The organism is Acidovorax sp. GW458-11-26-14-TSB4 (assembly GCF_059423865.1).
Genome location: NZ_JBWKYR010000001.1, coordinates 1,205,311 through 1,228,503, shown reverse-complemented (window position 1 = coordinate 1,228,503; position 23,193 = coordinate 1,205,311). Strand labels below are relative to the sequence as shown.

Genomic DNA, 23,193 nt, shown 5'->3' with positions numbered 1-23,193 from the left:
GCCTCAGCGCAATGCGATGCTGCTGGCTGGCAGGCGGAAGGCTTCCACCAGCTCCGCCAGTTGCTGTGCCTGCATGCGCAGGCCCTGGGCCGCGGCGGATGACTCCTCCACCAGGGCCGCGTTCTGCTGCGTCATCTGGTCGAGCTGGGAAACGGCCTCGCCCACCTGGCTCAGGCCCGTGGTCTGCTCGCGCGCGGCCGTGCTGATCTCGCCAATGATGGTGGCCACCTGCTTCACCGAATCGACGATCTCGCCCATGGTGCCGCCTGCCGCGTGCACGAGCTGCGAGCCTTCGTCCACCTGGCGCACGCTGTCGCTGATCAGGCCACCGATCTCCTTGGCGGCCGTGGCCGAGCGCTGCGCCAGGCTGCGCACCTCGCTGGCCACCACGGCAAAGCCGCGGCCCTGTTCGCCAGCGCGCGCCGCTTCCACGGCGGCATTGAGCGCCAGGATGTTGGTCTGGAAGGCAATGCCGTCGATCACGCTGGTGATGTCGGCAATGCGGCGCGAGGACTGGGCGATGCCCTCCATGGTGCCCACCACACGGTCCACCGCCTCCCGGCCGCGTTGGGCCACACCGCTGGCCCCGGTGGCCAGGCTGCTGGCCTGGGCGGCCGCATCGGCGCTGTGGCGCACGGTGGCCAGCAACTCTTCCATGCTGGCGGCGATCTCTTCGAGGTTGGAGGCCGTCTGCTCGGTGCGCGCCGACAGGTCGCTGTTGCCCGCCGCGATCTCGCCGCTGGCATCGGCCACCGAGCTGCTGGCCCCGCGCATGCCCACGACCAGCGACGCCAGGCGCGCCTGCATGCCACCGAGGCGGGCCATCAGGGCTTGCAGCTCATCGCGGTTGCCGGCATCCGCGACAGCGATGTGCGAGGTCAGGTCGCCCTCGGCGATGCGGTCGGTCACACCCGACGCGAGGGCCAGCGGCCGCAGGATGGAGCGCGACAGCAGCCAGGCACACACCAGGCTCAGCAGCAGCCCCACCGCCGAGCCCGCGGCCAGCAGCAGCTTGCCCTGCCGCTCGCTGCGCAGGGCCGCCTCGCGCGCATCGGCCACGCGCTGGCGCTGGTATTCGGCCAATTCGTCCACCGCCTTGGCGTAGGCGTCGGCGGCAGGGCGCAGGCTGCCGGCAATGGCATCCGCGGGCAGGGCCTCGCCCGCCTTGCGGCGCTTGACCAGGTCGTCGCGCACGCCGCGGAACTGGTTGCCCGCCTTGTCGATGGCATCGAAGAGGCGCTGGGATGCAGGATCTTCGGCCAGTTCGTCCAGGCGCTTGCGCACCTCGGCCGAGCGGGCCGAGGTGAGTTTGCGGTCGGCGTCGATGCGCGCGGCGTAGGCGGGGTTGTCGCCCAGTTCCAGCAAAGTCTCGGCGCGCACCGAGCTGAGCACCACGATGGCATGCAGCTCGCGCGCCAGCAAGGCGCGCTCGGAGGAATTGCCGCCCAGGTCATCGGCAATGTCCTGCAGCTCCGCCAGCCGCCAGATGCCTACGGCGGCCGACAGGGACATCACAAGGCAGACGACGCCAAAGGCCAGGGCCAGGCGGAACGCGACACGTGTCTGGGAGAGGAACATGGTGGGAGTCTGTTCGTTCAGTCAAAGATGTTCCCGGCAGCGCACAGCCAGCGACCCGGGTTTTCCCTTATATCGTCAATCCATGGCACCGACTTGAGCCCCATCTGCTCCCGACCATTCCCGTGGCTGGGGAAAAGTCCCGGATTCATCCAGCCGCCTGCTCCCTCATCACCGCCGCACCCGCCGCGGCACGCAGGTCCCTGGACAGTTCAGGGCTGCGGACTGCCCGCGCCAGCACCAGGGACCCGACCAGCTGCGACAAGGTGGACAGGGCCAGCTCCCTGCGTTTATCCGGCCCTGCGGCCTGCATCAGCGGCTCCAGCACCCGCAAGAAATTCTCGACCCCCACCTCGAAGGGGCCCTGCAGCGAAGGACCGGCACGGGCCACATCGCCGGCCAGCGCGGCCATCGCACAGCCATTGGCTAGGCGCTGGCAGTGCAGGTCAGAAAGATAGAAACCCACCAGCGCCTGCAGCGCCGCGGCTGGCGGCTTGGCAGACAGCTCTTCCCAGTAATGGTTGTTGGCCGCAAGTGCGCGCTCACATGCCAGGCTGGCCAGTTCGTCCTTGGACTCGAAATGCCCGTAAAAACCGCCGCGCGTCAGCCCTGCGGCCTGCATCAGCTCGTTCAGGCCGATGCCATCGAAACCTTTTTCGCGGAACAGCTCTCCTGCCACATCCACGATGCGTTCGCGGTTGGCTTCGGCCTGCGCCCTTGTCACTTTCATGGTTGCCTCCTGGTGCTTGACTTATTTTACATGTTGATCGACATTTATATTTATTCATGTCGATTGACATTTAACTAACGGGACTTGCCCATGAAAGCCTTGATCTCCGCTTACGCCCGCACCCCTTTCCACTTCGCTCGCAAGGGCGCGCTGGCCCAGGTGCGGCCCGATACCCTGGCCGCCGCACTCATCAAGGACCTGGTGCAACGCACCGGCATCGACCCGGCCACGCTGGACGACGTGATCGCCGGCTGCGCCTACCCCGAGGGCGCGCAGGGCAACAACATCGCGCGCATCGCATCGCTGCTGGCCGGGCTGCCGCACGAAGTCAGCGGGATGACAGTGAACCGCTTTTGCGGCTCGTCCATGTCGGCAGTGCACATCGCCGCCGCCCAGATCGAGGCCGGGCTGGGCGATGCCTACCTGTGCCTGGGCGTGGAGTCCATGACCATGGTTCCGCAGGGCGGCCTTACCTTCTCGCCCCACCCTGCGCTGTACGAAGAGACCGATGCCTATATCTCCATGGGCGACACGGCCGAGAACGTGGCCGCGCGCTACGGCGTCTCGCGCGCCGACCAGGAGCAACTGGCTTTTGAATCGCACCGCAAGGCGGCGGCCGCGCGCGAGGCCGGCCTGCTGCGCGGCGAGATCGTGCCCATCACCCTGGCGGATGGCCAAGTGGTGGCCGAAGACGGCTGCATCCGCCCCGCTACCTCGCCCGAAGCGCTGGCCGGCCTCAAGCCCGCCTTCCGCGATACAGGCACGGTCACGGCCGGAACCTCGTCGCCGCTGACCGACGGCGCCGCCGCCGTGCTCGTGACCAGCGAGGCCTATGCCGCACGCCACGGCCTCGCGCCACTGGCCCGCATCGTTGCGATGGCCACCGCGGGCGTGGACCCGGCCTTCATGGGCATCGGCCCCATCCCGGCCTCGCGCAAGGCGCTGGCACGTGCCGGCATCACTGCAGCCGACCTGGACGTGGTGGAAATCAACGAAGCCTTTGCCTCCCAGGCGCTGGCCTGCATCCGCGAGCTCGGCCTCAGGCCCGAAACCATCAACCTCGATGGCGGCGGCATGGCCATCGGCCACCCGCTGGGCGCCACCGGCGCGCGCATCACCGGCAAGGCCGCCGCCCTGCTGCAGCGCCAGGGCGGGCGCTACGCGCTGGCCACGCAGTGCATCGGCGGCGGCCAGGGCATCGCCACGGTATTGCAAGCCCTGTGACCACCAATCTCTCTCACCTGCCTTTTCCCTCAAGGACTGCTTTCATGAAACTCCAGAACTCCGTCGTCTTCATCACCGGCGCCAACCGCGGCCTGGGTCTGGCCTTTGCGCAGGCCGCACTCGCCGCGGGTGCCCGCAAGGTCTATGCTGCAGCGCGTGACCCGTCCACCGTCACCCTGCCGGGCGTGACGCCTGTGCAACTGGACGTGACCGATCCCGCCCAGATCGCCGCGGCCGTGGCGGCCTGCCCCGACGTGACCCTGCTGGTGAACAACAGCGGCATCTCGCGCGGGTCGAGCTTCCTGGGCTCGCCCGATGCGATGGCAGCCGCACGTGCCGAGTTCGAGACCAACTTCTTCGGCCCCTGGGCGGTAGCGCAGGCTTTCGCTCCGGTGCTCCAGGCCAACGGCGGCGGCGCCGTGCTCAATGTGCTGTCGGTGCTCAGCTGGCTCACCATCCCGGGCGTGGCCACCTACAGCGCCTCCAAGGCCGCCGCCTGGTCGCTGAGCAACGGCCTGCGCAATGAACTGCGCGCCCAGGGCACCCAGGTGACCAGCCTGCACGTGGCCTACATGGACACCGACATGGCGCGCGGCCTGGATGCCCCCAAGGCCGCCCCACTCGACGTGGCGCGCCTGGCACTGCAGGGCGTGGAAGCGGGCCTGGCCGAAGTGCTGGCGGACGACACCACGCGCCATGTGAAACAGTCGCTGTCCAGCGCTGCACCCGCCTACGCTGGCTGATCCCCAACAAAAAACGCCGCCGGGTTCGCACCCGGCGGCGTTTTCCTTTCTGCCCCAGCAGGCTGCATCAACCTTGGCGGTTTTGCAGCGCGGCGATGCGCTCCTCGATGGGCGGGTGGGTGCTGAACAGCTTGCCGATGCCACCGGCAATGCCCATGGCGGCCACGCTCTTGGGCAGTTCGCCCGGGTGCATGCCGCCCAGGCGGGCCAGGGCGTTGATCATGGGCTGGCGGCGGCCCATCAGCTGGGCGGCACCCGCGTCGGCGCGGAACTCGCGCTGGCGGCTGAACCAGGCCACGATCATGGCGGCCACGAAGCCCAGCACGATGTCGAGCACGATGGTGGTCACGTAGTAGCCGATGCCGGGGCCCGAGCTGTTCTCGTCGTTCTTGCGCAGGAAGCTGTCCACCGCATAGCCGACGACGCGCGAGAGGAACACCACGAAGGTATTCATCACGCCCTGGATCAGCGTCATGGTCACCATGTCGCCGTTGGCGATGTGGGCCACCTCGTGGCCGATCACGGCCTCGACCTCTTCGCGCGTCATGCCCTGCAGGAGGCCGGTGGACACGGCCACCAGCGCCGAGTTCTTGAACGCGCCCGTGGCGAAGGCATTCGGGTCGCCCTCGAAGATGCCGACTTCGGGCATGCCGATCTTCGCCTGGTCGGCGAACTTGCGCACGGTCTCGACGATCCAGCGCTCGTCGGGCGAGCCCGAGCCGTCGATCACGCGCACGCCCGAGGTCCACTTGGCCATGGGCTTGCTGATGAGCAGCGAGATGATGGCGCCGCCAAAGCCCATGATGAGCGCGAAGCCGAGCAGCGCGCCCAAGTTGAGCCCGTTGGCCGTGAGGTAGCGGTTCACGCCCAGCAGGCTGGCAACCACCCCCAGCACGACGACGACGGCCAGGTTGGTCAGTACAAACAAAATAATCCGCTTCATGTTCTGTGCTCTCCGTGGGTAGACAAGGAACTGCGGACTAGATGGGGGGTATCCGGGCGCGATTCAAGCGCCTGTCTCCCTGGGACCGCACGCCGCAGTTTCCCGTCGCGGTATGGTAGGGCGAATCGCCTGAAACGCCCTTATCACACAGTCGCTGACGGGAATTACTGCGCCTTGTCCGACACAGGGCGGTGGGGACGAAACACCTGCGGATCGGCATAGAACTGCGGAACCTCATTGGCAGGCCACCAGCCAGGAGTGCCCAGCACAGGCAGCGGTGTGAAGGGCTTGGCGGCCCAGTGCCCGGGCTCGATCTGCTGGGCCAGCCAAGCGTCGGCATCCGCTACGGAATCCATAGCACACTGAATCCGGTACACATGCGCCACGATGGGCTTGCGCGGCGCCACCAGCTTTTCCAACAGCGCATGGCCGAACAGCAGCAGCCGGGCCTCGCGCCACAGCAGGCGCAGGTCCACGAACAGCCGCATCCATTCGCGCGCTAGCAGCGCCTGCCAGATAGGTTCGGGGGCGTCGAGCAGAGCGCCGTTTTCGTCGAACACGGTGATCGCATCGCGCAGCGGTCCGCGCACCGCGCCAATCCCGTGCGCGGCGATGGCGCCGGCCTGCAGTTCGTTCAAGCGCCGCTTGGCCTGCGGGAAATGCAGCCACACCAGGCCGTTGAAGAAATCGTGCAGATTCTCGCGCGTGGGCACGCGGCGCGTGTCGAAGATGTGCTGCTCGTAGGCCGCGCCTTCGGGCAGGTCATCCTGGGCCACGAACTGCATGGGCGCAGCAGTGCATTGCAGCGCCTGGTACACGGGCGCACCCTGCTCCAGCACCTGCTGCGCCACCGCCTGCCCGGTGGCGCGGTACGGGGCCAGCCAGGCGGCGGTCCAATCAATGGCTTCTAGACCAGGCGCCACGGCAGCGCTTCACCGGCGCGCAAAGGCTTGAGCTCGGCCTCGCCGAAGGCGAAGCTGTCCGGCGGGGTCCAGGATTCGCGGCGCAGCGTGATGGTTCCGGTGTTGCGCGGCAGGCCGTAGAAGTCGGCGCCATTGAAGCTGGCGAAGGCTTCGAGCTTGTCCAAAGCATCCGCGTTGTCGAAGGCCTCGGCATACATCTCCATGGCAGCATGGGCGGTGTAGCAGCCGGCGCAGCCGCTGGCGTGTTCCTTGAGGTGCGCGGGGTGCGGCGCGCTGTCGGTGCCCAGGAAGAACTTGGCGCTGCCGCTGGTGGCGGCCTGCACCAGGGCCACGCGGTGCGTCTCACGCTTGAGCACCGGCAGGCAGTAGTAGTGCGGGCGCACACCGCCAATGAAGATGGCGTTGCGGTTGTACAGCAGATGGTGCGCCGTGATGGTGGCGGCCGTGAAGCGGTCGGATGCATTCACGTAGTCGGCCGCGTCCTTGGTGGTGATGTGCTCGAAGACGATCTTGAGTTCCGGGAAGTCGCGGCGCAGCGGGATCAGCTGCTGCTCGATGAACACTGCCTCGCGGTCGAACAGGTCGATGTCGCTGCTGGTCACTTCACCGTGCACCAGCAGCAGCATGCCGCTCTTTTGCATGGCCTCGAGGGTCTTGTAGGTCTTGCGCAGGTCGGTCACGCCGGCGTCGCTGTTGGTGGTGGCGCCAGCGGGGTAGAGCTTGGCGGCGACCACGCCGGCTTCGCGTGCACGCACGATCTCCTCGGGCGGCAGGTTGTCGGTGAGGTACAGCGTCATCAGCGGTTCGAACTGCACGCCCGCGGGAACGGCGGCCAGGATGCGCTGCTTGTAGGCCAGGGCCTGCTCGGCCGTGGTCACGGGCGGGCGCAGGTTGGGCATGATGATGGCGCGCCCGAACTGGGCGGCCGTGTGCGGCACCACGGTGAAGAGGGGCTCTCCGTCGCGCACGTGCAGGTGCCAGTCGTCGGGGCGGGTGATGGTGAGGGTGTTGGTGGGGGCGGCTGCGGTCATGGCGCTATTGTCCCATTCCCCGCCACCGCCCTCCTTCCCGGCGGGGTCACCCGGCGGTGACGCTGCCCTATTCCCGCTCGATCACCGCCAGCACCTGGCCCTGCAGATTGGCAATGCGCACCTGGTAGCCTTTGCCCGCGCGCACGGACTGCGCCATCACGGCGACCAAGGCGCGCTCCTCGAAGCCGTCGGGCTTGCGCACGCGGTTCTCGAACACCAGCAGCACCGAATCCGCGTGCGTCTCCTGCGCTTCAAAGCCCGACGCCGCGACGAACCGATCCACATCCCGCACCCCCTTGAACAGCTCCTTGGGCAGCAGGAACGGTTGCCCTTGGTGCGTGACCTGGTAGTAGTGCTCGCGCGTCTGCCAGGTGGGCTTTTCGCGCACGTGGTAGACCTTCCAGGGGTGCACGGCGCTTTCGAACAACAAGGTCTTTTCCATGGGTGCAGCCTGGGAGGAGGAGGAAAACGCAGCCATGCCTGCGCACGCGCTGCCCCATGCCAGAACGGAGCGTCGGCGCGGCATGCCGTCAGCCCTGCGGCGCCTTGCTGCGCCACACCTCGAAGCGCCGGGCGATCTTCGGGGCGATGCGGTCGAAGGCCTCCCAGCTGTCGGGCGTCATCGCCTCGTCCGGCTCACGGAAATGGTTGGACGAGCGGAACACGGCCTTCACGTCAGTGACCCAGCGCTCGGAATCTGGCGTGCCGAATCCCCGGTAGTAGTCATCCCAGAAGTCCGATGCACCGGGGGCCAGGTCGTCGGTCCAGACGATGCGCCCACAGGGGCCATGCAGCAACTGCAGCGGCGTGGCGGTGCGCTCGTGCCAGGGCGCGAGCACCGCGGCCGGGTAGCGCACCGGATCGAGCAGCCCATGCAGCGCGCACCAGGTCACGAAGAACGCGTCCTCCACATAAACCAGCGGCTTCGTCTCCTCGTACTCGGCACTGGCTTCCATGAAGTCGCGCTCCGTCGGCAGCCGGGCATCGATGCGCGCAATGCCGTTGCCCTTGGCCGCGCGCTGAAAGGCCAACTCCAGCGTGCCGTTGACCGGTTGCTCCATGAACCGGTCGCCATCCATGGGGCCCGGAAAGTGATCCCACGACATGCCTTCGGGCAGCGGCACCAGCGGCGCGGCTTTCACCGGCAGGATGATGCGCGTGACGTAGGTGTTCCAGATGCGCCCCTCTTTGCGCGGCGGCCAGAAGGCGCGGTGCTTGGGCGCCATCTCGGCGCCGACCTCGATGCCGGTGGCGCGCACCGAGACATAGGTGCGTTCATTGTGCGGCGTGGCGGGCTTGAGCGGCTTGGCGCCCACGGCGGCCAGCCACTGCTGCACCAATGGGTCGTCGATGCGCCTGCCGATGCACGACAGCATCTGGTCCCAGAGATTGCCCTCGGCAGCAGCGGCCGCGCCGGTCGGTGCCGGTGCTGCCCTCACCGGGGCGGGGCCTGGGGCCGAGGCCGAGAGCCGCCCGGCAATCGCATCCTCCATCCAGCCGTCGAAATCGGGCCAGCGCTGCTCGGCTTCGGACAGGATGTCCTCCCCTGTCTCGGGCACCGACAGGCCCTGGTCCGCCAGCCACTGCAGCAGCTCGGGCGCGACCTCGCCGTCATCCTCCGGTGGCTCATCCAGGTTGCCATACAGCGCGAACTCGTCATAGCCCACGCCAAGCAGCCGCAGGAACTGCACGGCATCGCTCGCCAGCACCCGGCCCCCGCCTTCCGAACTGAGGTAGACCACCGGCATGCCGCCCTGCGGTGCGCGCCAGACGGCGAGGGTGGAGCCATCGGGCTCCACGCCGAACACGCCCAGATGCTGCGCCGCCGCCAGTCCGCCGGCATGGCCCTCCTCGCCGAAATAGCGCGCCACGGCACTGGGGGGCTCCGAGTGGAATGCGAACGAGCCACTCACCGTGGCCGTGTGCGGACGCAACGCGGGAAACGCCCGCAGCAGGTCGCGCAGGGCGGCGGGCACCGGCAAATCTGCCGGAAATTCAAAAAGGCTGTCGCTGGCAGGTGAACGCTTGGGCATGGGGAAATCCGTCAAACGGCGGGCCAGCACCACGCAGCGGCGCATGGCCCGGGACATCGGAAATGGGATACCGCGCGAACCTAGCACGGCACATCGGCATTCTTGCCCCATGGCCCTACCCGCCGCCACGAAAAAAGGCGCCCGAAGGCGCCTTGTGTGAAATCCTGCACACCGCACTCCGTTCAGAGCGCAGTGCGCAAGTTCAGAAGGTGTGAATGGACCCGGCGTGTCCGAGCAGGCCGCCACAGCGCGCGATCCAGGCGCAAAGCACAGCCATAGCTCGGGCTACGGCGAGCATTTGCTTTCGATGTGCGCGCGTGTTTTGGCGGGATGAGCGGGCATGGCGGGTTCGTTCACACCTTTTCAGTGTTGCAGGATCTTGTTGAGGAAGTCCTTGGTGCGCGGCTGGCGGGCTTCGGGGTGGTTGAAGAAGTCGTCCTTGGAGCAGTCCTCCAGGATCTTGCCACCCACGTCCATGAAGATCACGCGGTTGCTGACCTTGCGGGCAAAGCCCATTTCGTGGGTCACGCACATCATGGTCATGCCTTCGTTGGCCAGGCCCACCATCACGTCCAGCACTTCGCCGACCATTTCGGGGTCGAGCGCCGAAGTGGGTTCGTCGAACAGCATCACGATGGGGTCCATGCTCAGGGCACGGGCAATCGCCACGCGCTGCTGCTGGCCGCCCGACAGCTGGCCGGGGAACTTGTCCTTGTGGGCGATCAGGCCCACGCGCTCGAGCATCTTCAGGCCGCGCTTCTTGGCATCGTCGGGCGTGCGGCCCAGCACCTTGACCTGGGCAATCGTCAGGTTCTCCGTCACCGACAGGTGGGGAAACAGCTCGAAGTGCTGGAACACCATGCCCACGCGGCTGCGCAGCTTGGGCAGGTTGGTGCTGGGGTCGTGCAGCTTCACGCCGTCCACCGTGATCTCGCCCTTCTGAAAGGGCTCCAGCGCGTTGATGGTCTTGATCAGCGTGGACTTGCCCGAACCCGAAGGTCCGCACACCACCACCACTTCACCCTTGTTGATGACGGCCGAGCACTCGTTGAGCACCTGCACGGGGCCATACCACTTGGATACGTTCTTGAGTTCGATCATTTCTTGTTCCTCAATCCAATCTCTTTTGCATCAGCGAATGATCGCGATCTTCTGGTGCAGGCGTTTGACCATCCAGGACAGCGCATAGCACATCACAAAGTACAGAACCGCTGCCGCCAGGTAGGCCTCGATGGGGCGGCCGAAATTCTTGCCTGCCACTTCAAAGCCCTTGAGCATGTCGTAGGCACCGATGGCGTAGACCAGCGACGTGTCCTGGAACAGGATGATGGTCTGCGTGAGCAGCACCGGCAGCATATTGCGGAACGCCTGGGGCAGCACCACCAGCTTCATGTTCTGGCCATAGGTCATCCCCAGGGCCTGGCCTGCATGGACCTGGCCGCGCGGGATGGACTGGATGCCGGCGCGCATGATTTCGCTGAAGTACGCCGCCTCGAAGGCGATGAAGGTCACCACCGCCGACACTTCCGCACCGATGGGCCGGCCGATGATGGCCGGCACCAGCAGGAAGAACCACAGGATCACCATCACCAGCGGAATGCTGCGCATGCCATTGACGTAGATGGTGGCCGGCACGTCCAGCCACTTCTTGCCCGACAGGCGCATCAGCGCCAGCACAGTCCCGAAGAGCACGCCGCCGATGGTGGCGACCACCGTGAGGATCAGGCTGAAGTACAGCCCCTTCAGCACGAAGTTGGAGATCAGGTCCCAGTTGTAAAAGCCAAAGTCGAGATTCATTTGTCAGTGCCCCCCGCCTGCACCACTGGCCACGACCATTCCGGGAATGCGCGCACGCTTCTCGATGAACGCCATGATGCGGTTGATGGCAAACGCCGAGACGATGTACAGCGCCGTCACGGCCAGGTAGATCTCGATGCCGCGCGAGGTTTCCTCCTGCGCCTGCATGGCGAACATCGTGAGTTCGGCCACCGACACGGCAAACGCCACGGAAGAGTTCTTGAAGATGTTCATCGTCTCGCTGGTCAGCGGCGGGATGATGATGCGAAACGCCATGGGCAACAGCACGTAGCGGTAGGTCTGGAAGGTGGTGAAGCCCACCGCCATACCTGCATAGCGCTGGCCGCGAGGCAGGGTGTTGATGCCCGAACGCACCTGCTCGGCAATCCGCGCCGACGTGAAGAAGCCCAGCGCCAGCACCACCAGTGCAAAGCCGGGAAAGCCCTTCAGGACCGGAAAGAGGCTGGGCAGGACGTGGTACCACAGGAAAATCTGGACCAGCAGCGGAATATTGCGGAACAGCTCCACCCAGGCATTGCCCAGGCGCACGATCATCGGCCGGTCCTGCAAGGTACGCAGCGTGCCGATCACGGAGCCCAATACGAGCGCCAGCACCAGGGCCAGCAACGAAACAGACACCGTCCAGCCCCAGGCCGACAGCATCCAGTCCAAGTAAGTGATGTCGCCGCCTTTGCCAAAGCAGCTTTGCACGACTTCCTTGTCCATGGTGTCCTGGCAGAACACCTGCCAATCCCAACTCATAGGATCACCCCTTTATTTGTCTTGGTATTGCATTGGGCGCAATCCTTTGCGGACCCAACAAAAAAGCCCCTTCAAACCGTGGCGGCCGAAGGGGCGCAAGCATCCCGAAGATTACTTCTTGGCGTAGTCTTCCATCGGCTTGTCGTTCGGAGCAGCCCAGGCAGCCTTGGTGGCGTCGGACATGGGCAGGCCGATCTTGGTGTTGGTTGGAGGCACGGGCTGCATGAACCACTTGTCGTACAGCTTGGCCAGCGAACCATCGGCGATCTGGCGCTTGATGCTGTCGTCCACGGCCTTCTTGAAGGCTGGGTCATCCTTGCGCAGCATGCAGGCGATAGGCTCCACCGACAGCACTTCGCCGACGATCTTGTAGTCGGCAGGGCTCTTGGACTTGGAGATGTTGGCAGCCAGGATCGAGCCATCCATCACGAAGGCGTCGGCACGGCCGGTTTCCAGCATCAGGAAGCTGTCGGCGTGGTCCTTGCCGAAGACTTCCTTGAAGTCGATGCCGCCAGCGCGCTCGTGCTTGCGCAGGGTCTGCACCGAGGTGGTGCCCGTGGTCGTGGCCACGGTCTTGCCGTTCAGGTCCTTGATGGAGGTGATGCCGGAGTTGGCCTTCACCACGGTGCGCACTTCTTCCACGTAGGTGGTCACGGCAAAGGCCACGTCCTTCTGGCGTGCGGCGTTGTTGGTGGTGGAGCCGCACTCCAGGTCCACCGTACCGTTGGTCACCAGGGGGATGCGGTTTTGCGAGGTCACGGGCTGGTACTTGGTTTCCAGCTTGGCCAGGCCCAGTTGCTTCTGGATGTCGGCCAGGATGATTTCACCCATTTCGGTGTGGAAACCGACGTACTTGCCATTGCCCACTGTATAGGACAGACCCGAAGACTCCCGAACACCCAGCGTCACGCTGCCCGAGGCCTTGATTTTGGCCAGGGTGTCGTTGGCTTGGGCGAATGCGCTGCCTGCAGCCAGAGCGGTCACGGCAACCGCGAGCAAATGCTTCTTCATTGGGATCTCCTTGTGTGTGAAGCGAAAAAAGGGGGGGATTTTAGAGATTTACCCGGCCGGATGTACGGGCGGGCAAAAAACCAAAAAGGGAACCACGCAACCAGCGATATTAGTCAGAACGGGACCTGGTCGGTAGGGTATTTCCAGAAGTCCCGCAACAGGTAACTGACCGGGAGGTTCAGAACCGTGTTGCTGGGGGGAATCGGTTTGGCGAACCACTTCTCATAAATGGGATAGATATCCCGGCTGTTGATGAGGCGGCGCATCTCCTCGTCCACCAGCTTCTTGAATTCGGGATCGTTCTTGGGCAGCATGATGGCCAGCGGCTCGGTGGTCATGAACCGGCCCACCACCTTGAGCGCCTTGGGGTCCGGCCGGCCCGCGGCCAGCCCGTACAGCAGCACGTCGTCCATCACGAAGGCATCGGCCTCGCCCTTCTCCACCATCTCCACGGCCTTGGCATGGTCGGGCGCCTCCAGGATGGTGATGCCCATCAGGCGCTCGCGATTGGCCTGGTCGGCCGCCTTGAGCGGCGTCGTGCCCTTGGTGGACACCAGCTTTTTGCCGTTGAGGTCTTCCACCTTGTCGATGGTGCTGCCCGATTTCACGAGCAGGCGGGCGCCGGTGATGAAATGCGGCACCGTGAAGGCCACCTTCTGGCGCCGCTCGGCATTGTTGGTGGTGGAACCGCATTCCATGTCGGCCTTGCCCTGCTCGATCACGGCAATGCGGTTGGCCGGCGTGACGGCCAGGAACTCGACCTGCATGTCCTTCTTGCCGGTCTTCTTCCTGACCACCTCGGCCAGGCGCAGGCACAGGTCCACGGCATAACCGACCGGCTTGCCGCTCTGGGTGTCGATGTAGGAAAACGGCACCGAAGACTCACGGTGCGCAATTACCAGCTTGCCACCGCCGCTGACGCGCTCGAGCACCCCTTGTGCGGACGCCGCGGATGCGCAGCACAGGGCCGCAAAGCCCCATGCCAATCCCCAATGCAGAACTTTCATGCGGTGTCTCGATAAATAGGAAGTGGAATCAGAATTGCAATCTTCGTGCCACCTCGGGCCCAAGAAGAGACTACATCGCTATCGCTGATCCAGCAATGGGGCCGACTGTACGTGTCGTTACCATAAAACTCCAATGCCGTTTGCGCGGACAACTATGCAAACTGTTTATATCCGTATTTACCCTAGGCATGAAAAACCCTGAGACTCATGCGGCCTGCGCCTGCAAGTAGGTCCACAGCGCCTGGGCCGTGCCCTTGGGCGCTTCCTTGCCCGAAGGCTTTTCGCGGTAGGCCCGCACGTCCATGGTCAGCTGCAGGCCTTCCGCATCCGAAGGAGCGGCACTGACCAGCCTGCGCGTGCGCAACTCCTTCTTGACCGCGCTGTGGGGGAGGAAGGCGACTCCATGCCCTTCGAGCGCCATGGCCTTGAGACCCTCGGCCATGTCGGTCTCGTACACCCGGTCCAGGTGGATGGGTGTGCCCGACTCCTTGAGGATCAGCTCCGTCACCCGCCCCAGGTAGGCGCCGGGCGCGTAACCCAGGTAGGGCAGGGGCTGGCCCACGCGGCCCGGCAGCCGGAACAGGGGCTGGCCATCGGCGTCGGCCTTGGAGTACGGTGACAGCACTTCCTGGCCCAGGCTCACCATCTCATAGCGATCAGCGTCGAGCTGGAAAGGCTGCGAGGGGTGGTGGTAGGCGATGAGCAGGTCGCAGCCACCCTCCACCAGGCGCATCACGGCATCGTGCACGTTCAGGGCGATCAATCGGCTCTTGAAGGGACCGAACTTGTCGTGCAGGCTCGACACCCAGGCCGGGAAAAAAGTGAACGCCAGGGTGTGCGGCACCGCGAACTCGATCATGTCCTTGCCCGCACTGGTGTGCGCACGCAACATGGCCCGGGTGTTCTGCAGCGATTGCAGCATCTCCAGCGCCTGGTCGTACAGGGTCTTGCCGGCCGGGGTCAGGCGCGTGGGATAGGAGCTGCGATCCACCAGATCGGTGCCGGCCCAGGCCTCCAGCGCCTGGATGCGCCGCGAGAAGGCAGGCTGCGTCACATGCCGCAACTGGGCAGACCGGCTGAAGCTGCGCGTTTCCGCAAGACTGACGAAATCCTCAAGCCATTTGGTTTCCATAGGAAAGCATTATCGGCGCGGCCCCTGCAGCACGCCCGCCGCCTCATGGAAAGCCTGTACAAGGGTTTATCCATAGCGCACCATTGGTGTGCACACATAGCAACGCACCGCATAATAGGGAAAGCTGCGTCCAAAGCGCGCTGCCGCGTCACGGCCCCGGGTGCACAACACCGGCGGGCAGAGCGACCGGACCCGTCCCGTTTGTTCTCCTGTACCGCCGCTCCGATGTCCTCCACCCCTCCCCAAGGGCCGGTGACCGACGCCTCCGTGCCCGTCGCCGCCCCTGACTCCGACGAACCCCGCTCCCTGCGCATCGAGGACTGGCTCACCGTCATCGTGATGGCAGCTCTGGCCCTGATCACCTTCGCCAACGTGCTGGTGCGCTATTTCACCAGTTCCTCCTTCGCCTGGACGGAGGAGATCTCCGTCTTCCTGATGATCGTGCTGGCGCTGGTGGCAGGTTCGGCCGCCGTGTCGCGCGACCGGCACATCCGCATCGAGTACTACGCCGAAGGCGGCTCGGCCGCCCGCCGCAAGCGCCTGGCGCAACTGGGTGCCATGGCCGTGGCCTTGCTGTTCGGACTCATCACCGTGCTCAGCGTGCGCGTGGTCTGGGACGACTACCGCTTTGGCGAAACCTCGCCCGGCATCGGCGTGCCGCAATGGTGGTATTCCATCTGGCTGCCCATCATCTCGGCGCTGATCGCCGCCCGGGCCGTCGGCCTGCTGTTGCGCCGCAGCCGTGAACCGGCCCAGGCGGACAACACCGCCAAGGATGCCCAGCGATGATTGCCACGCTGCTGTTCGTGGCCTTTCTGGGCCTGATGTTCGTGGGCGTGCCCATCGGCGCCGCCCTCGGCTTGGCTGGCGCTGCCGCCATCGCGCTGGCCAATGCCGACAGCCAGTGGTTCGGCCTCCTGGCCGTGCCGCAGAACTTCTATGCCGGACTGGGCAAGTACCCGCTGCTGGCGATTCCGATGTTCGTGCTGGTCGGCTCCATCTTCGACCGCTCGGGCGTGGCGCTGCGGCTGGTGAACTTCGCCGTGGCCATTGTCGGGCGCGGCCCGGGCATGCTGCCGCTGGTGGCGATTGCCGTGGCCATGTTCCTGGGCGGCATCTCGGGCTCGGGCCCGGCCAACGCCGCGGCCGTGGGCGGCGTGATGATCGCGGCCATGTCGCGCGCGGGCTACCCGCCCTCGTTCTCGGCCAGCGTGGTGGGCGCGGCTGCAGCCACCGACATCCTAATCCCGCCCTCGGTGGCCTTCATCATCTACTCGGTGCTGGTGCCCGGGGCCTCGGTGCCGGCGCTGTTCGCTGCCGGCATGATCCCCGGCATCCTGGCCGGCATTGCGCTGATCGTGCCTGCCGTGTGGATGGCCCGCAGGCACAAGATGGGCGCGCTCGAATCCACCATGCTGCGCCCGCCGTTCTGGAAGAGCCTGCGTGAAGCCCTGTGGGGCCTGGCCGCACCGGTGCTGATCCTGGGCGGCATGCGCGCCGGCTGGTTCACCCCCACCGAGGCGGCCGTGGTGGCCGTGTTCTACGGCCTGTTCGTTGGCATGGTGATTCACCGCACGATCAAGGTGCGCGATCTGTTCCCCATCCTGCGCGAATCGGGCGAGCTCTCGGCCGTGATCCTGATCGTGGTGTCGCTCGCGGGCATCTTTGCCTATTCGCTGTCCACCCTGGGCGTGATCGACCCGGTGGCCAAGGCCATCGTGAACTCGGGCCTGGGCGAATACGGCGTGCTGGCCCTGCTGATCGTGCTGCTGATCACCGTGGGCATGTTCCTCGACGGCATCTCCATCTTCCTGATCTTCGTGCCGCTGCTCCTGCCCATCATGCAGCACTACCAGTGGGACCCGGTCTGGTTCGGCGTGATCCTGACGCTCAAGGTGGCGCTGGGCCAGTTCACCCCGCCGCTGGCCGTGAACCTCATGGTCTCGTGCCGCATTGCCGGCGTGCGCATGGAATCGACCGTGCGCTGGGTCGGCTGGATGCTGTTCGCCATGTTCCTCGTGATGGTGCTGGTGATCGCCTTCCCGCCGCTGGCGCTGTGGCTGCCGGCACGCCTCGGTTACTGATGGGTAGTAACAACCACTACACCGATTTGTCTTTGAAACGCCAAAATTGATCCCAGGAGACTGACAACATGAAACTGCGCACCTTCCTCACGTCCGCCGTGGCCGCCGCCGCGGCACTGGCCTTCACCGCCCCGGACGCACTCGCCCAGACCGCCTACAAGAGCGAATACCGCATGTCCCTGGTGCTGGGCACCGCCTTCCCCTGGGGCAAGGGCGGCGAGCTGTGGGCCAACAAGGTGCGCGAGCGCACGCAGGGCCGCATCAACATCAAGCTCTACCCCGGCGTCTCATTGATCCAGGGCGACCAGACACGCGAGTTCTCGGCGCTGCGCCAGGGCGTGATCGACATGGCCGTGGGCTCCACCATCAACTGGTCGCCCCAGGTCAAGCAGCTCAACCTGTTCTCCCTGCCCTTCCTGATGCCCGACTATGCCGCCGTGGACGCTCTGACCCAGGGCGAGGTGGGCAAGAGCATCTTTGCCACGCTGGACAAGGCCGGCGTGGTGCCGCTCGCCTGGGGCGAGAACGGCTACCGCGAGATCTCCAACTCCAAGAAGGCCATCAAGACGCCCGAGGACTTGAAGGGCCTGAAGATCCGCGTGGTGGGCTCGCCCCTGTTCCTTGACACCTTCACTGCCTTGGGTGCCAACCCCACTCAGATGAGCTGGGCCGACGCCCAGCCCGCCATGGCCAGCGGTGCCGTGGACGGCCAGGAGAACCCGATTGCCGTCTACATGGCGGCCAAGCTGCACACCGTGGCGCAGAAGCACGTGACCATGTGGGGCTATATCAATGACCCGCTGATCTTCGTGGTCAACAAGGACATCTGGAACTCCTGGACGCCGGCCGACCGCGAGATCGTCAAGCAGGCCGCCATCGACGCCGGCAAGGAAGAGATCGCCATCGCGCGCAAAGGCATGGTCGAGGCCGACAAGCCCCTGCTCAAGGACATCGCCGCCAATGGCGTGACCGTGACCCAACTGTCCCCCGCCGAGCGCGAAGCGTTTGTGAAGGCCACGCGCCCTGTGTTCGAGAAGTGGAAGGGCCAGATCGGTGCCGACCTGGTGAACCAGGCCGAAAAGGCGATTGCCGCGCGCAAGCAATAAGCAAATCAGCGCATAAGCACATGCTGGCAACCGATAAGACTCTGTTTGCGCTCTCCCAGGGGTCGCGCAGCGGACTTGGCGGGCGGGGTGCAAGGCGCGGTGCGCAGTTGATATCTCGGCTATCAACAAGCGCCGCAACGCCGCAGACCGCCCGCCAAGGCCACTGCCCGAAGGGTTGGGCCGAAATCGGGCGATTGGACGCCCCGGCTGCTTGCATGGGCATGGGCCCATGCGGCACATCCGAAGCATCCACCCATCCCGATTGCGCCCCAACGCGATCCCCTGCGAGATCATAAGCAGGTTGTCAGGGCGGCCAGCGCGTGGACCCGCTGCCGCACAATCCGAGGCGCTCCCCGTGACAAGGGTGCGCCTTTTTCGTGGGCAAGGGGTGCTGGCCCGATGCTTGCAAGCGCCGCTGCGGTGCAGGGAATGTGCGTCCGCCTGACAAAGTCCCGCCAGCAGGCTCCGGTTTTGCCAACTTTATCGAGCGTTCACATATGCGCCCCACAATGCCTCCAACTCTGACTCACCGTCTCCCATGCCGTTCCTTCTGAATGCCGTCCGTCCGGCTGCCACGGGCTCGCTGACGCCGGCCGCCTCCTTCGCCCGCCCTGCCCGCCCCCTGCCCCGGCCGAGCCCGGCATGGGTGCGAACCTGCCTGGCGGTCCTGTGCATCGGCGGCCTGGTGGCCTGCTCCGGCAAGGACCAGCCCCCCCAGGCCGGTGCGGGCGGCAAGCCCGCGGGCGAGCCGACGGTGGGCGTGGTGGTGCTGGCCACCGAAAGCCAGACGCTGAGCACGGAGCTGCCGGGCCGCACGGCGGCGTTCCAGAACGCCGATATCCGCCCGCAGATCAACGGCATCATCCAGAAGCGGCTGTTCACCGAGGGCGCACTGGTCAAGGCCGGCCAGCCGCTGTACCAGGTGGACCCGGCCACCTACGAGGCCGCCCAGGCCAGCGCGCAGGCCGCGCTCGCCAAGGCTCAGGCCACGGCCCGGACCGCCCAGGTCAATGCCAAGCGCAACGCCGAGCTGGTGGAAATCGACGCCATCAGCCGCCAGGTCTTCGACGAAAGCCAGGCGGCAGTACAGCAGACCCAGGCCGACGTGGGCGTGGCGCAGGCCGCGCTGGATGCGGCGCGCATCAATATGCGCTACACGCGCATCCTGGCGCCCATTTCCGGGCGCATCGGGCTGTCGAGCGTCACCGCCGGTGCCCTGGTCACGGCGAACCAGGCCACGGCACTGGCCACCATCCAGCAGCTCGACCCGATCCAGGTGGACATCACGCAATCCAGCTCGGACCTGCTGCAGTTGCGCAGACAGTGGCAAGAGGGCAAGTTCACGCGCGTGGATTCCAACCAGGCCAAGGTGAAGCTCATTCTGGAAGACGGGTCCACCTACGAAAAGGAAGGCACCTTGCAGTTCACCGGCACCGCCGTGAACCCGACGTCGGGTGCGATCACCCTGCGGGCGACCTTCCCCAACCCTGATCACTTCCTGATGCCCGGCATGTACGTGCGCTCCCAGCTGGCCACCAGCGTCGCACCGCAGGCGCTGCTCCTGCCCCAGGAGGCCGTGATCCGCAACCCCGCCGGCGAGCCCAGCGTGCAGGTGGTGGGCGAGGACAACAAGCTCACCAAGCGCCCGGTGGAACTCGGCCAGGCCGTGGGCAACCGCTGGCTGGTGATCTCGGGCGTCAAGGCCGGGGAAAAGGTGATGGTGGACGGCTTCCAGAAAGCCCGCGTGGGCCAGACGGTCAAGCCCACGGTGGTCAAGCCACGCGACAAGACCGCACCCGCGGCGGCCACGGCCTCTTCGGCCGCAGCCAGTTCCTGAGGCGCGATGCGCGCACCGCCCCGCCCGACCTGCGACCCCACCACCCCTACGCTGATCCATGGCCCAGTTCTTCATCAACCGCCCGGTCTTCGCCTGGGTGCTGTCCATCGTCATCATGCTGGCGGGTGCGATGTCCATCTTCACGCTGCCGCTGGAGCAGTACCCTGACATCGCGCCACCGCGCGTGACCATCAACACCACCTACACGGGTGCCTCGGCGGGCACGGTCGACAACTCGGTGACCCAGGTGATAGAGCAGCAGCTCAAGGGCATCGACAGCCTGCTGTACATGGGATCGACCAGCGACTCGGCCGGCCGCTCGCGCACCACCCTGACCTTCGCCCCCGGCGCCAACATCGACGTGGCCCAGGTGCAGGTGCAGAACAAGCTGCAGGCGGCCATGAACCGCCTGCCCGAGGCCGTCAAGAGCCGCGGCGTGTTCGTGAACAAGGGCGGCCAGGACTTCCTGGTGACCTATGTGTTCACCTCGCCCGACCCGACCGTGACCCAGGTGGCCATTGGTGACTACATCTCCAGCAACGTGGTGGACGTTATCGCCCGGCTGGACGGCGTGGGCGACGTGACCGTGTTCGGCACCTCCTATGCCATGCGCATCTGGATCGACCCGGCGAAGATGGAGAAGTTCGCGCTCATGCCGTCGGACCTGATCACCGCGCTCAATGCCCAGAACGCCCAGGTCTCGGCCGGCCAGCTCGGCCAGCAGCCCGCACCGGCAGGACAGATGCTCAACGCCACGATCACTGCACGCACCAAGCTGCAGACGGTGGAGGAGTTCGAGCGCATCGTCCTGAAGTCCGGCACCGATGGCTCGGTGGTGACAATGGCCGACGTGGCACGCGTGGCGCTGGAGGCGGACAATCTCACGGTCAAGTCGCGCCTGAACGGGCAACCGGGCGCCGGTATCGGCATCGTGCTGGCCGACGGTGCCAACGCCATGGACGTGGCCGACGCCGTGGCGCGCAAGATGAAGGAGCTCGAGCCCTTCTTCCCGGACGGCATCAACGGCGTGGTCAGCTCCGACTCCACGCCCTTTGTGCGCGCCTCCATCGAGGAAGTGGTCAAGACGCTGGCCGAGGCCATGCTGCTTGTGGTGATCGTGATGTTCATCTTCCTGCAGAACTTCCGCGCGACGATGATCCCGGCGATTGCCGTGCCGGTGGTGCTGCTGGGCACCTTCGGCGTGCTCTCGGCCCTGGGCTACTCGATCAACATGCTGACCATGTTCGCCATGGTGCTGGCCATCGGCCTGCTGGTGGACGATGCCATCGTGGTGGTGGAGAACGTGGAGCGCGTGATGAGCGAGGAAGGCCTGCCGCCCAAGGAGGCCACGCGCAAGTCGATGAAGGAAATCACGCCCGCGCTGGTGGGCATCGGCCTCACGCTGTCGGCGGTGTTCATCCCCATGGCGTTCTTCACCGGATCGACCGGCGTGATCTACCGCCAGTTCTCGATCACCATCGTCTCGGCCATGGCGCTGTCGGTGTTCGTGGCGCTGACGCTCACGCCGGCATTGTGCGCAACCCTGCTCAAGCCCATCGAGAAGGGTCACCACGCGGCGCACGACGGCCCGCCGCGGCGCGGCCTGCTGGGCCTGAGCGACCGCTTCTTCGCCTGGTTCAACCGCAGCTTCGACAGCACGGCCAACCGCTACCAGCGCGCCGTGGGCGGGCTGCTCAGGCGCAGCCTGCGCATGGTGGTCATCTACCTGGTGATCCTGCTCGCCGTGGCCTTCCTGTTCAAGAAGCTGCCCACGTCCTTTTTGCCCAATGAGGACCAGGGCTTCGTCTCGGCGACCATCACGCTGCCCTCGGGTGCCACCGACGAGCGCCTGGGTGTGGTTCTCGATGAGATCAAGGACTACTTCCTGGCCAAGCCCGAAGTGTTGCGCGTGAACTCGATTGCCGGCAACAACGGCAACCAGAACTCGGGCAACATGTTCATCCGGCTCAAGCCCTGGGCGGAGCGTCCGCTGCGCAGCCAGTCCGCCGAGATCATCGCGAGCCAGGCCACCAAGGACCTTGCCAAGATCCGCGATGCCCGCATCTTCGTGACCCTGCCGCCCGCCGTGCGCGGCCTGGGGTCGAGCGCGGGCATCAACTTCATGATCAAGGACCTCAACGGGCTGGGGCAGGAAGCTCTCGTCGCCGCCAAGGACCAGCTGATCGAACTGACCCGCCAGAACCCGATCCTGACCAATGTGCGAACCACCAACTTCGACAACACCTCGGAGCTCAAGGTCACCATCGACGACCGCAAGGCCGCCGCCCAGGGGTTGACCACCGCGGACATCAACGGCGTGCTCTCCAGCGCCATGGGCGGCACCTACGTGAACGACTTCGTGCACCAGGGCCGCGTCAAGCGCGTGTATGTGCAGGGCGATGCGCCCTACCGCATGCTGCCGCAGGACATCGGCCACTGGAGCGTGCGCAACCGCAACGGCGAAATGGTGCCCTTCTCGACCTTTGCCACCACGTCGTGGACCAATGGCCCGCCGCAACTCATGCGCTACAACGGCAGCCCTGCACTTGAAATGCAGGCCGAAACGGCGCCCGGCGCGAGCTCGGGCGACGCCATGGTGGCCATCGAGGAAATCATGAAGAAGCTGCCGCCCGGCATCGGCATGGAGTGGACGGGCGCATCGCTGCAGGAGCGCCGCTCGGGCTCGCAGGCCCCCTTGCTCTACGCCGTCTCCATCCTCTTCGTGTTCCTGTGCCTGGCGGCCCTGTACGAAAGCTGGAGCGTGCCCTTCTCGGTGATGCTGGCCGTGCCGCTGGGCGTGATCGGCGCCCTGCTGGCCACCTACACGCGCGGCATGACCAACGACGTGTACTTCCAGGTGGGGCTGCTCACTACCGTGGGGCTGGCGTCCAAGAACGCCATCCTGATCGTGGAGTTCGCGGTACAACTGCAGGAACAGGGCAAGAACCTGTACGACGCCACGGTGGAGGCCGTGCGCATGCGCCTGCGGCCCATCCTCATGACCTCGCTGGCCTTCGGCTTCGGCGTGCTGCCCCTGGCCATCGGCACGGGCGCGGGTGCGGGCGGCCGCCAGGCCATCGGCACGGGCGTGCTGGGCGGCATGGTGGCGTCCACCGTCCTCGGGCTGTTCTTCGTACCCGTGTTCTTCCTGCTGGTGCGTTCGTGGTTCAGCGCGCGCAAGAAGCCGGCCCCGCACCAGCCTGCGGGCGAGGTGGCGGAGGCCCAGGCATGACGACGCCCCGCACGCCCTCTTCG

At 65.9% G+C, this 23,193-nt stretch carries 20 protein-coding genes; 7 read left to right on the top strand and 13 right to left on the bottom strand.

The window, feature by feature from the left end:
* Positions 1–3 precede the first annotated feature (3 nt).
* Both AC07X5_RS05865 and AC07X5_RS05860 read right to left on the bottom strand, forming a co-directional pair.
* On the bottom strand, positions 4–1,578 hold the full coding sequence (locus tag AC07X5_RS05865) for a methyl-accepting chemotaxis protein (RefSeq protein ID WP_494769364.1): 1,575 nt from the start codon (positions 1,576–1,578) through the stop codon (positions 4–6).
* Between the two features lie 145 nt (positions 1,579–1,723).
* Positions 1,724–2,305 carry a TetR/AcrR family transcriptional regulator gene (locus tag AC07X5_RS05860; protein ID WP_494769363.1) on the bottom strand — a complete coding sequence of 194 codons (582 nt, stop codon included), beginning with the start codon at positions 2,303–2,305 and terminating at the stop codon, positions 1,724–1,726.
* A 90-nt stretch (positions 2,306–2,395) separates the two neighbouring features.
* Here AC07X5_RS05860 and AC07X5_RS05855 point away from each other — a divergent pair, with 90 nt between their 5' ends.
* Both AC07X5_RS05855 and AC07X5_RS05850 read left to right on the top strand, forming a co-directional pair.
* Positions 2,396–3,529 (top strand): thiolase family protein, encoded by a 1,134-nt coding sequence (locus AC07X5_RS05855; protein WP_494769362.1) that lies wholly within the window; start codon positions 2,396–2,398, stop codon positions 3,527–3,529.
* A gap of 44 nt (positions 3,530–3,573) precedes the next feature.
* Positions 3,574–4,272: an SDR family oxidoreductase gene (locus AC07X5_RS05850; RefSeq protein ID WP_409962909.1), complete on the top strand. Its 699-nt coding sequence runs from the start codon at positions 3,574–3,576 to the stop codon at positions 4,270–4,272.
* Positions 4,273–4,339: 67 nt separating this feature from the next.
* On the opposite strand, the gene htpX is transcribed toward AC07X5_RS05850, so the two are convergent.
* The 11 genes from htpX to AC07X5_RS05795 form a co-directional block, all read right to left on the bottom strand.
* Complete coding sequence (gene htpX, locus AC07X5_RS05845) at positions 4,340–5,215, bottom strand: protease HtpX (protein WP_494769361.1); 876 nt, start codon at positions 5,213–5,215, stop codon at positions 4,340–4,342.
* 164 nt (positions 5,216–5,379) lie between these two features.
* Complete coding sequence (locus AC07X5_RS05840) at positions 5,380–6,138, bottom strand: DUF3025 domain-containing protein (RefSeq protein ID WP_494769360.1); 759 nt, start codon at positions 6,136–6,138, stop codon at positions 5,380–5,382.
* Positions 6,123–7,169 (bottom strand): dihydroorotase, encoded by a 1,047-nt coding sequence (gene pyrC, locus AC07X5_RS05835; protein WP_494769359.1) that lies wholly within the window; start codon positions 7,167–7,169, stop codon positions 6,123–6,125. Before pyrC ends, AC07X5_RS05840 begins: the two co-directional genes overlap by 16 nt.
* A 67-nt stretch (positions 7,170–7,236) precedes the next feature.
* Positions 7,237–7,611 carry a hypothetical protein gene (locus AC07X5_RS05830; protein ID WP_494769358.1) on the bottom strand — a complete coding sequence of 125 codons (375 nt, stop codon included), beginning with the start codon at positions 7,609–7,611 and terminating at the stop codon, positions 7,237–7,239.
* An 88-nt stretch (positions 7,612–7,699) separates the two neighbouring features.
* The gene (locus AC07X5_RS05825) at positions 7,700–9,202 is read right to left on the bottom strand and encodes a hypothetical protein (protein WP_494769357.1); all 1,503 of its coding nucleotides are present in this window, start codon (positions 9,200–9,202) and stop codon (positions 7,700–7,702) included.
* Between the two features lie 363 nt (positions 9,203–9,565).
* Positions 9,566–10,303 (bottom strand): amino acid ABC transporter ATP-binding protein, encoded by a 738-nt coding sequence (locus tag AC07X5_RS05820; protein WP_494769356.1) that lies wholly within the window; start codon positions 10,301–10,303, stop codon positions 9,566–9,568.
* A 30-nt stretch (positions 10,304–10,333) separates the two neighbouring features.
* Entirely contained in the window at positions 10,334–10,999 is a 666-nt protein-coding gene (locus tag AC07X5_RS05815) for an amino acid ABC transporter permease (protein ID WP_409960801.1), read from the bottom strand.
* Between the two features lie 3 nt (positions 11,000–11,002).
* Entirely contained in the window at positions 11,003–11,761 is a 759-nt protein-coding gene (locus AC07X5_RS05810; protein WP_494769355.1) for an amino acid ABC transporter permease, read from the bottom strand.
* A 111-nt stretch (positions 11,762–11,872) separates the two neighbouring features.
* The gene (locus AC07X5_RS05805; RefSeq protein WP_409957465.1) at positions 11,873–12,772 is read right to left on the bottom strand and encodes an amino acid ABC transporter substrate-binding protein; all 900 of its coding nucleotides are present in this window, start codon (positions 12,770–12,772) and stop codon (positions 11,873–11,875) included.
* A gap of 113 nt (positions 12,773–12,885) precedes the next feature.
* Positions 12,886–13,779: an amino acid ABC transporter substrate-binding protein gene (locus AC07X5_RS05800; RefSeq protein ID WP_409957466.1), complete on the bottom strand. Its 894-nt coding sequence runs from the start codon at positions 13,777–13,779 to the stop codon at positions 12,886–12,888.
* Between the two features lie 205 nt (positions 13,780–13,984).
* A complete protein-coding gene (locus AC07X5_RS05795) occupies positions 13,985–14,911 on the bottom strand; it encodes a LysR family transcriptional regulator (protein ID WP_409957467.1) in 927 nt (308 codons plus the stop codon).
* 225 nt (positions 14,912–15,136) lie between these two features.
* On the opposite strand from AC07X5_RS05795, the gene AC07X5_RS05790 reads away from it, so the two are divergent.
* The 5 genes from AC07X5_RS05790 to AC07X5_RS05770 all read left to right on the top strand — a co-directional run bounded on the left by AC07X5_RS05790 (position 15,137) and on the right by AC07X5_RS05770 (position 23,170).
* Positions 15,137–15,700 (top strand): TRAP transporter small permease, encoded by a 564-nt coding sequence (locus tag AC07X5_RS05790; protein ID WP_494769354.1) that lies wholly within the window; start codon positions 15,137–15,139, stop codon positions 15,698–15,700.
* On the top strand, positions 15,697–16,995 hold the full coding sequence (locus tag AC07X5_RS05785; protein ID WP_494769353.1) for a TRAP transporter large permease: 1,299 nt from the start codon (positions 15,697–15,699) through the stop codon (positions 16,993–16,995). The genes AC07X5_RS05790 and AC07X5_RS05785 overlap by 4 nt, the downstream gene beginning before the upstream one ends.
* 68 nt (positions 16,996–17,063) lie before the next feature.
* Positions 17,064–18,101, top strand: a complete 1,038-nt coding sequence (locus AC07X5_RS05780) for a DctP family TRAP transporter solute-binding subunit (RefSeq protein ID WP_409957470.1) — start codon at positions 17,064–17,066, stop codon at positions 18,099–18,101.
* A 538-nt stretch (positions 18,102–18,639) separates the two neighbouring features.
* Positions 18,640–19,938, top strand: coding sequence for an efflux RND transporter periplasmic adaptor subunit (locus tag AC07X5_RS05775; protein ID WP_494769352.1), 1,299 nt, complete (start codon positions 18,640–18,642; stop codon positions 19,936–19,938).
* A 58-nt stretch (positions 19,939–19,996) separates the two neighbouring features.
* Positions 19,997–23,170 (top strand): efflux RND transporter permease subunit, encoded by a 3,174-nt coding sequence (locus AC07X5_RS05770; RefSeq protein ID WP_494769351.1) that lies wholly within the window; start codon positions 19,997–19,999, stop codon positions 23,168–23,170.
* Positions 23,171–23,193 lie beyond the last annotated feature (23 nt).

Coding starts and splice junctions, on each gene's coding strand:
- AC07X5_RS05830 (WP_494769358.1), bottom strand. CDS start 7,611: ATGGAAAAGACCTTGTTGTTCGAAAGCGCCGTGCACCCCTGGAAGGTC.
- AC07X5_RS05795 (WP_409957467.1), bottom strand. CDS start 14,911: ATGGAAACCAAATGGCTTGAGGATTTCGTCAGTCTTGCGGAAACGCGC.
- AC07X5_RS05775 (WP_494769352.1), top strand. CDS start 18,640: ATGCCGTTCCTTCTGAATGCCGTCCGTCCGGCTGCCACGGGCTCGCTG.
- AC07X5_RS05805 (WP_409957465.1), bottom strand. CDS start 12,772: ATGAAGAAGCATTTGCTCGCGGTTGCCGTGACCGCTCTGGCTGCAGGC.
- pyrC (WP_494769359.1), bottom strand. CDS start 7,169: ATGACCGCAGCCGCCCCCACCAACACCCTCACCATCACCCGCCCCGAC.
- AC07X5_RS05790 (WP_494769354.1), top strand. CDS start 15,137: ATGTCCTCCACCCCTCCCCAAGGGCCGGTGACCGACGCCTCCGTGCCC.
- AC07X5_RS05785 (WP_494769353.1), top strand. CDS start 15,697: ATGATTGCCACGCTGCTGTTCGTGGCCTTTCTGGGCCTGATGTTCGTG.
- AC07X5_RS05825 (WP_494769357.1), bottom strand. CDS start 9,202: ATGCCCAAGCGTTCACCTGCCAGCGACAGCCTTTTTGAATTTCCGGCA.
- AC07X5_RS05850 (WP_409962909.1), top strand. CDS start 3,574: ATGAAACTCCAGAACTCCGTCGTCTTCATCACCGGCGCCAACCGCGGC.
- AC07X5_RS05810 (WP_494769355.1), bottom strand. CDS start 11,761: ATGAGTTGGGATTGGCAGGTGTTCTGCCAGGACACCATGGACAAGGAA.
- AC07X5_RS05780 (WP_409957470.1), top strand. CDS start 17,064: ATGAAACTGCGCACCTTCCTCACGTCCGCCGTGGCCGCCGCCGCGGCA.
- AC07X5_RS05860 (WP_494769363.1), bottom strand. CDS start 2,305: ATGAAAGTGACAAGGGCGCAGGCCGAAGCCAACCGCGAACGCATCGTG.
- AC07X5_RS05855 (WP_494769362.1), top strand. CDS start 2,396: ATGAAAGCCTTGATCTCCGCTTACGCCCGCACCCCTTTCCACTTCGCT.
- AC07X5_RS05815 (WP_409960801.1), bottom strand. CDS start 10,999: ATGAATCTCGACTTTGGCTTTTACAACTGGGACCTGATCTCCAACTTC.
- AC07X5_RS05820 (WP_494769356.1), bottom strand. CDS start 10,303: ATGATCGAACTCAAGAACGTATCCAAGTGGTATGGCCCCGTGCAGGTG.
- AC07X5_RS05770 (WP_494769351.1), top strand. CDS start 19,997: ATGGCCCAGTTCTTCATCAACCGCCCGGTCTTCGCCTGGGTGCTGTCC.
- htpX (WP_494769361.1), bottom strand. CDS start 5,215: ATGAAGCGGATTATTTTGTTTGTACTGACCAACCTGGCCGTCGTCGTC.
- AC07X5_RS05800 (WP_409957466.1), bottom strand. CDS start 13,779: ATGAAAGTTCTGCATTGGGGATTGGCATGGGGCTTTGCGGCCCTGTGC.
- AC07X5_RS05865 (WP_494769364.1), bottom strand. CDS start 1,578: ATGTTCCTCTCCCAGACACGTGTCGCGTTCCGCCTGGCCCTGGCCTTT.